General features: G+C 74.6%; 5 protein-coding genes and 1 pseudogene. 2 read left to right on the top strand and 4 right to left on the bottom strand.

What is annotated here, in order from left to right:
• Positions 1-1,469 (top strand): annotated as a pseudogene (locus CCN42_RS28845) (hypothetical protein); the annotation flags it as partial.
• A gap of 10 nt (positions 1,470-1,479) precedes the next feature.
• Here the strand turns inward: CCN42_RS28845 and CCN42_RS28840 are convergent.
• From CCN42_RS28840 to CCN42_RS28825, 4 genes are all read right to left on the bottom strand, one after another.
• Positions 1,480-3,900, bottom strand: coding sequence for a right-handed parallel beta-helix repeat-containing protein (locus CCN42_RS28840; RefSeq protein ID WP_086740008.1), 2,421 nt, complete (start codon positions 3,898-3,900; stop codon positions 1,480-1,482).
• A 106-nt stretch (positions 3,901-4,006) separates the two neighbouring features.
• Entirely contained in the window at positions 4,007-4,606 is a 600-nt protein-coding gene (locus tag CCN42_RS28835) for an Rv1733c family protein (protein WP_086740006.1), read from the bottom strand.
• Positions 4,607-4,850: 244 nt separating this feature from the next.
• The gene (locus CCN42_RS28830; protein ID WP_086740003.1) at positions 4,851-5,675 is read right to left on the bottom strand and encodes an MOSC domain-containing protein; all 825 of its coding nucleotides are present in this window, start codon (positions 5,673-5,675) and stop codon (positions 4,851-4,853) included.
• A gap of 42 nt (positions 5,676-5,717) precedes the next feature.
• Complete coding sequence (locus CCN42_RS28825) at positions 5,718-6,173, bottom strand: DUF6643 family protein (RefSeq protein ID WP_086740002.1); 456 nt, start codon at positions 6,171-6,173, stop codon at positions 5,718-5,720.
• A gap of 304 nt (positions 6,174-6,477) precedes the next feature.
• On the opposite strand from CCN42_RS28825, the gene CCN42_RS28820 reads away from it, so the two are divergent.
• On the top strand, positions 6,478-6,897 hold a 420-nt coding region (locus CCN42_RS28820; protein ID WP_211294823.1), incomplete at its 3' end, for a TerD family protein.

Below are 6,897 nucleotides of genomic sequence, written 5' to 3'. Positions count from 1 at the left end.
CCGCCACCGCGATGGCCGCGGCGGCCCTCCTCACCACCGCGGCCTTCGCGGTGGCGGTGGTCTGCAGCCGGGGCCGCAGCGAACGCCGGCTCGACGAGGGGACCGACGCGCCCCTCGTCCGGCGCCTGCCGCTCGCCGCGCTCCTCCTGCTCGCCCTCTCCCTGGTCTACACCGGATGGGAGCGCCCGGGCTGGACGTCCTCCGGCCGGCTGCCCGGCGACGTCGCCTTCGGCGGCATCACCCTGGTCCAGGGACTGCTGGTGATCGCCCTCGCCGTGGTCGCCCATCTGCTGCACCGCACCCGGCCCGACACCCGCGCCGCCCTGCGCGGCCTCGGCGGACCCGCCGTCGCCATGCTGGCCTGCGCCCTGGGCTCGGTGATGTCCGGCGGCGTGTCGCAGCGGGTCGCCGACTGGCTGGACGGCACCCACGCCGCCATCCCCGGCCCCCCGGTGCTGCTGACCTGGCAGGCGTCCGTGATCCCGCCGATGCTGCTGGTCATGCTCGTGCTCTGCGGCGTCCTCGCCCGGCGCGCGCTGCGGCTGGCCCGCGCCGAACGCGCGGCTGTGGCCCGTGACTACCCCGGCGAGCACCTGGAACCGGACCGCACCCGCCGGATCGCCCGCGTCCGCGCGCTGGCCGGCCTCACCGACCGCGCCCCCCTCCTGGTCGCCGTCGTCTCCGCGTCCACCCTGCTCCTCGGCGCCGGAGCCCTGGTGGGCGCCCTGGCCACCGGCCAGACCCCGAGCCGCGCCACCCGCGACGCCCACGGCTTCGTCCAGGGCGCCGCCGAGACCGCGCAGGCACTGGGCTCCTGGCTCATCGGCCTCGGCTTCATCCTGTTCGTCACCTGGGGGCGGCGCGCCTACAAGGACGCCTCCGCGCGGCGCACCATCGGCATCCTCTGGGACGTCGGCACGTTCTGGCCGCGCGCCGCCCACCCCTTCGCCCCGCCCTGCTACGCCGAGCGGGCCGTCCCCGACCTGACCTGGCGCATCGACACCTGGACCCGCAGCACCGGCGGCCGGCTGGTGCTCTCCGGCCACTCCCAGGGCAGCGTGCTCGCCGCCGCCACGGCCTGGCAGCTTTCCCCGGCCACCCGCAAACGGGTCGCGCTGCTGACCTACGGCTCCCCGCTGGAGCGCCTGTACGGCCGCTGGTTCCCCGCCCACTTCGGCCCGGCCGCACTCAGCGCCCTGCACCACGAGGTCGACTGCTGGCGCAATCTGTACCGGCTCACCGACCCGATCGGCGGTCCTGTCCGGGTGCCCGCCGACGGCGGCCCCGAGGTCGACCGCGCGCCGCTGAAGGACCCGCTCGCGCACGGCCGCACCGACGACCAGCCGCTGCCCGCGCCCGTCCTCGGCCACTCCGACTACCAGGAGGACCCGGCGTTCGCCGAGGAACGCGAGCGGCTGCTGACCCGGCTGCCCGAACTGCCGGCCCAGCGACCCCAGGCCGGACCCTGAGCGACACCGCTCAGGGCAGCTCCGGCAGGTCCTCCGCGTACAGCAGGGTCAGCTCGTCCGTGCTCGGCTCGTCGAGCTGCGCGACCCGTCCCGCATGCCGCTCGACCATCGCCTCGAAGGTCTGCCGCGCGGTCCGGCCGTTGCCGAACGCGGGGCCCTTCGGGATCGCCGCGAAGTACTTCAGCAAGGCCTCCTCGGCGCCCGGTGCCAGCCGGTACTCGTGCTCCTCGGCCTGCTGCTCCACGATCCGCAGCAGTTCCTCGGGGCCGTAGTCGCTGAAGGTGATGGTGCGCGAGAAACGGGAGGCGACACCGGGGTTGACCGACAGGAAGCGCTCCATCTCCGCCGTGTACCCGGCGACGATCACCACGACCGCGTCGCGGTGGTCCTCCATCAGCTTCACCAGCGTGTCGATGGCCTCCTTGCCGAAGTCCCGGCCCGCGTCCTCCGGGGACAGCGCGTACGCCTCGTCGACGAACAGCACCCCGCCGCGGGCCCGCTCGAAGGCCTCCTGGGTGCGGATCGCGGTGGAGCCGATGTGCTCGCCGACCAGGTCGACCCGGGACACCTCGACCAGATGGCCCTTCTCCAGCACGCCCAGCGAGGCGAGGATCTCGCCGTAGAGCCGGGCGACCGTGGTCTTGCCGGTGCCGGGGGAGCCGGTGAAGACCAGGTGCCGCTTGACGGAGGCGGCCTTCAGGCCCGCCCGCTGCCGGCGCCGGCCCACCTCGATCATGTCGGTCAGCGCCCGCACCTCGCGCTTGACGCTCTCCAGGCCCACCAGCGCGTCGAGTTCGCCGAGCACGGCCTTGGAGGTCCGGGCCGGCGGCCCGGCCGGGGCGGGCTCCGGCTCGGCCGCCCGCGGGCCGGGGACCGCGGCCTGCGGCCCCGGCGACCGGGTCGCCGTCTCCACGGCGGTCTCCCGGGACACCGGCGACCTGAGTCCCGCGCTCTCGTCGCTGGTGCAGTCCTCCACGACCGGTCCCGCGCCCGCGTCGGGGCCGCCGTCCGCGAACTCGTAGCCGCCGCGCGCGCATCGCTCCGTACGGCACTTCCTGAGCGTCGTACGGCAGCCGTCGATCACATGGAAGCCGTAGCCGCCGCTGCCCGTCACCCGGCAGTTCAGGAAGCTGCCCCGGCCGCCCGCCGAGACGTAGAAGCCCGCCTCCGCGGGTGAGTCGACCGCACACCGCTCGATCACGGGGTCGGCGCCCTTGGTGACGATCACACCGGTCTGGGTGCCGTCGAGCGTGCAGTTGTTCAGGGTGCCGCCGCTGCCGTGGTCACGGAACCAGGCGCCCGTCGCGGCGTCCCGGATCCGGCAGTCGTCGAGCTGCGCGGTCGCGCCGTCGCTCACCGAGACGGCCGTGTTGCGCACCTGGGACAGATCGCTGTCGACGACGTCCGCGCGGGAGCCCCGGTCGAGGACGAACAGCGCGTCCGGCACGTCGTGCACCCGGCAGGAGTCCAGCACCGCGGTCGCGCCGTCGCTGACCCACACCGCCGGGTAGTCGCCGGTGCTGTCGGAGATCTCGCACTGGTTGGCGTCCACGCGGGTGCCCGGGTCCCACACCGACAGGCCGTTGCGCCCGAACTGCCGCACGCTGGTGCGGGTCAGCGTCAGCACCGAGCGGGAGCGCAGGTCGACCGCGTTCTCCGGGATGTCGTGGATCCGGCAGTCGGCCAGGGTGAGCACGGCGTCCGTGTCCAGGGTCACCCCGTCCGCGGTGGTCCGGTGCACATCGCAGTCCGTGAGGTTCGCGGTGGCGCGGCCGGTGATCTGCACCCCGCTGCCCCGCACCTCGTAGACCTCGCAACCCACCGCCTCCAGGGCGGAGTTGTCACCGGTGACGGTCAGCCCCGAGCCGGCCGCGTGGTGCACCCGGCAGCGCTCCAGCCGTGGATGGCCGCCGCCGCGCACCGCGACGCCCGCCTGCCCGGCCGCGACCACCTCGCACTCCTCGAACACCCCGCCCCCGCCGTCCACCACGGCGATGCCGATGCCCGCCGGATTGTCGACGGTGCAGCGCCGCACGCTGGGCCGGGCGCCGCCGCGCACCTCGATGCCGGCCGCGGACCGGGTGACCACCCGCACGTCGACCAGCTCCGGCGCGCCCTCCTCCACCAGCAGCGCGGGCGCCGCCGCGTCCTGGCCCTCGACGTGCAGGTCCTGCACCACCGCGGAGGCCCGCACGGTCAGCGGCACCCCGTCGACGGGCGCGATGCGCACCGAACCTGGGGAGCCCTCGGGGCCGCGCAGCGTCACCGCGCGGCGGACGACGAGGTTCTCCCGGTAGGTGCCGGGGGCGACGGTGAGCACGTCACCGTCGGCCGCGGCCTCCAGGGCGGCGGCGAGCGATGCGTACTCACCCGTGCGGCGCCGCCACCGCGACGTGCCGGTGTGCGTCACCTGGACCGTGCCCTGTGCCATGGTGTTGTCGTGCCCCCACCTCGTCGTACGCGGGTCGTTGCCGAAGAGCCGGCCGGTCCACCGTAGCGTGCGCGCGGACCGTGGGTTGACCGGAGCCGGAAGGCGGTCAGCTGCCGGCGCCGGTCCGGCCCCAGTCCGGTCCGGCCTGTTCCCAGGCGCGGTCCAGACGGGCGTGGCGACGGCGGACCATGTGCCGGAGGACCAGCCGTCTGCCGGCCTCTGCCAGGCCCGAGGCGAGCAGGGCGGCACCGAACCCGGCGAGGACGGCGTGCGTGGTGGCGGTGGCGGAGTCCAGGGGGCGGCTCACCAGCCGGCCCTGCGGGTCGGTCCACACCCCGAACCGGTCGCCGGGCTCCGCCGACTTCAGCTGCGCCAGGACGGTGCCCTGGTGCGCGCTGCCGTCGGGTGCGGTCCAGCCGGCGAGGACTCTGGTGCGGGTGTCGCGGGTGAGGGTCTCGGGGTCGGCCGGCGGGCCGTGCTCCGGTCCGCGGAGCACGGTGGCCGTCACCTGGTGGCGGGTCAGGCGCTGTTCGCGGGCCGCACGGTGCAGGGACTCCTGGGTGGCGGAGCCGACGAGGACACCGAGCAGGGGCGCGACGAGGACCATCAGCAGCAGCGCCGTCAGCGCCAGCCGGGCCTCGGCCAGATCGGTCGCTCGGCACAGCGGATTGCGCCGCCACCGCCACAGACCGCTCAGGGCTCGCACGTCCGCACCCCCCTCCGCTCCGTGACGACCCTGCCGGGGCCGTCCTTCCGGTGGGCCGGCCGAACGCCGCGCGCACCGAGACCGGCCCTCAGGAACTTCTTACGGAGCCCAACGTGTCGGCCGTTCACCGGGGTTCCCGTGCGTCGGCGAGTCGGCGGGAGCGGACGGGAGTTGGCGGGATCCCGTCGCCGGGGGAACCGCAGCCGCGATCCCGTCGCCCGGAGATCGCGCAGCCGCGTGTACGTCAGCCGAGGATGCGCACCGGATCGCCGATCCGGACCGTGCCGCCGGTGAGCGGCACCAGATTCTGGCCGAAGACCAGTTTGCCGCCGATCCTGCGGTGCCGGCCCAGGGTGAGCAGCGGCTCCCGGCCGCGCTCGGCGCTCGTCTGGTCGGTCGTCGTCACGACGCACCGCCCGCAGGGCTTGGCCACGCGGAACTCGACCTCGCCGACGGCGAGCCGAGTCCAGTCGTCCTCCGCCCAGGGCGCGGTGCCGGCCACGACCAGGTTCGGCCGGAAGCGGTTCATCGGCAGCGGGCCCTCCGCGGCGTGATCCCCCTGGGCTATCAGCGAGTTCAGCGCATCGAGGGAGGCCGCCGAGGTGAGCAGCAGCGGATAGCCGTCGGCGAAGCTGACGGTCTCACCTGGCCGCGCGTACTCCGGGTCGACGGGGCGGCGGGTGGCGGGGTCGTCCATGTGCACCAGGCGGACGGCGACGCCGAGAAAGGCGCTGCACCAGGCGTGCGCGGCGGCGTCGGCCGGGACGCCCTCCACCTTGTCGCGGAAGATCTCCACCGGCACCGTGCCCGTCGGCTCCGGCACGGACACCGTCAACGGGTCCAGGCCGGGCGCGGACAGCCGAAGGCCGCCGCCGGGCAGCAGCTCGGCGGCGGCCTGCGCGAGGCGCGGTTGCTGGCGTTGCGTGACGACCTTTCCCCCGTCGTCGATCAGCACCCAGCGTCGGTCTCCGGCCAGCCCCCAGGGCTCCACCACGGCTTCCCGGAGCGACAGGCCCCGGAACGCCTTGACCGGATGGACGTGAATCGATTGCAGCTCCGCGTTCCCCATGGGGTCATCGTGCCAGGTGGCACCGACAGCCCGGGGAGGCGGTCAGTAGCCGCGGTACTGCTGGTTGTTGTACGGGTCCTGGTAGGGAGCGGGCGCGGGGCGCGGCGCCGCGGGGCGCATCGCCTCGTAGCCCATGCCGGGCGCGGCGGCCGGACGGGGCTGCTGGGGAGCGGCCTGCGGGCCCGGGTAGCCGCGCGGCGCGGAGGCCTGCTGCGGGATGTAGGCCGTCGGCGCCTGGTGCACGGCCGCCTGCTGCAGCGGCGCGGGCTGCTGCTGGTGCGGGTAGCCGTACGAGGGCTGGGACGGGGCCGCCGGGAGGGCGGGCAGTGCCGACGGCAGCGCGGGCAGCGAGCTGCCCGGCGTGTCGTAGGCGGCGGGGACCCGGATCGGGGCGATCTGCGGGGTGCCCCGCTCGGCCACGAGGGAGTCGTAGATCGGAGTGTCCGGGAAGGAGGCGGAGTAGTAGCCGCCACCATAAGTGGAGCGGGGGGAGGTCATGGCACATAAGTTAAGCCCACGATGTGCTGGTTGGGGAGACCGATTATGGGGTTGTTTTCCGTGTCTGCGGTGACGCGGGATCCCCAATGTGAGTGAACGTGGGGAAAAGGGGCACCGGGCGGCGTACGGATCGTGTAAAAGCTCAGCTCCGGGCGGGTTACCGGCGGTTGCCCTCTGATCTTCCCACCACCCCGAAAGGGCCCGCCGGGCATCGCGCACGCCCGGTGGGACTTCACCGGGCGGGGCAATAGGTTGGACGGGCAGGGAACCCGGGAGAGAATGCGTGATGGGGGCGGACATGTCCATGCCGAAAGGATCGAATACCGCGGTGCCGGCGACGGCCCTGCGCGTCGAGGTGGGCTGGCGCGGCGGACCGGGCGTCCCCGACGCCGACGCCTCGGCCCTGCTGCTGGCCGGCGGGAAGGTGCGCTCCGACGGCGACCTCGTCTTCTACAACCAGCCCGCCCACTCCTCCGGCGCGGTCCGCCACGAGGGCAAGCGGGAGGCGGGCGGCCGGGTGACCGACACGCTCCACGTCGACCTCGCCCGCGTGGAACCCGCCGTCGAGACCGTGGTCCTCGCCGCCTCCGCCGACGGCGGCACCTTCGGCCGGGTGCCGGAGCTGTCCATCGAGGTCAGGGACGCCGCGCAGGGCGCCCTGGTGGCCCGCTTCGACAGCGCGGACGCGACCGTGGAGACCGCGTTCGTGCTCGGCGAGTTCTAC

Origin of the sequence: Streptomyces glaucescens (assembly GCF_002154375.1) — a bacterium.
GTDB lineage: Bacteria > Actinomycetota > Actinomycetes > Streptomycetales > Streptomycetaceae > Streptomyces > Streptomyces glaucescens.
The sequence above is the reverse complement of the archived record's forward strand: the minus strand, read 5'-3'. Positions and strand labels throughout refer to the sequence as shown.

Excerpts from the sequence above, each read along its gene's own strand:
- CCN42_RS28830 (WP_086740003.1), bottom strand. The coding sequence starts at position 5,675 with ATGGGGAACGCGGAGCTGCAATCGATTCACGTCCATCCGGTCAAGGCG.
- CCN42_RS28825 (WP_086740002.1), bottom strand. The coding sequence starts at position 6,173 with ATGACCTCCCCCCGCTCCACTTATGGTGGCGGCTACTACTCCGCCTCC.
- CCN42_RS28840 (WP_086740008.1), bottom strand. The coding sequence starts at position 3,900 with ATGGCACAGGGCACGGTCCAGGTGACGCACACCGGCACGTCGCGGTGG.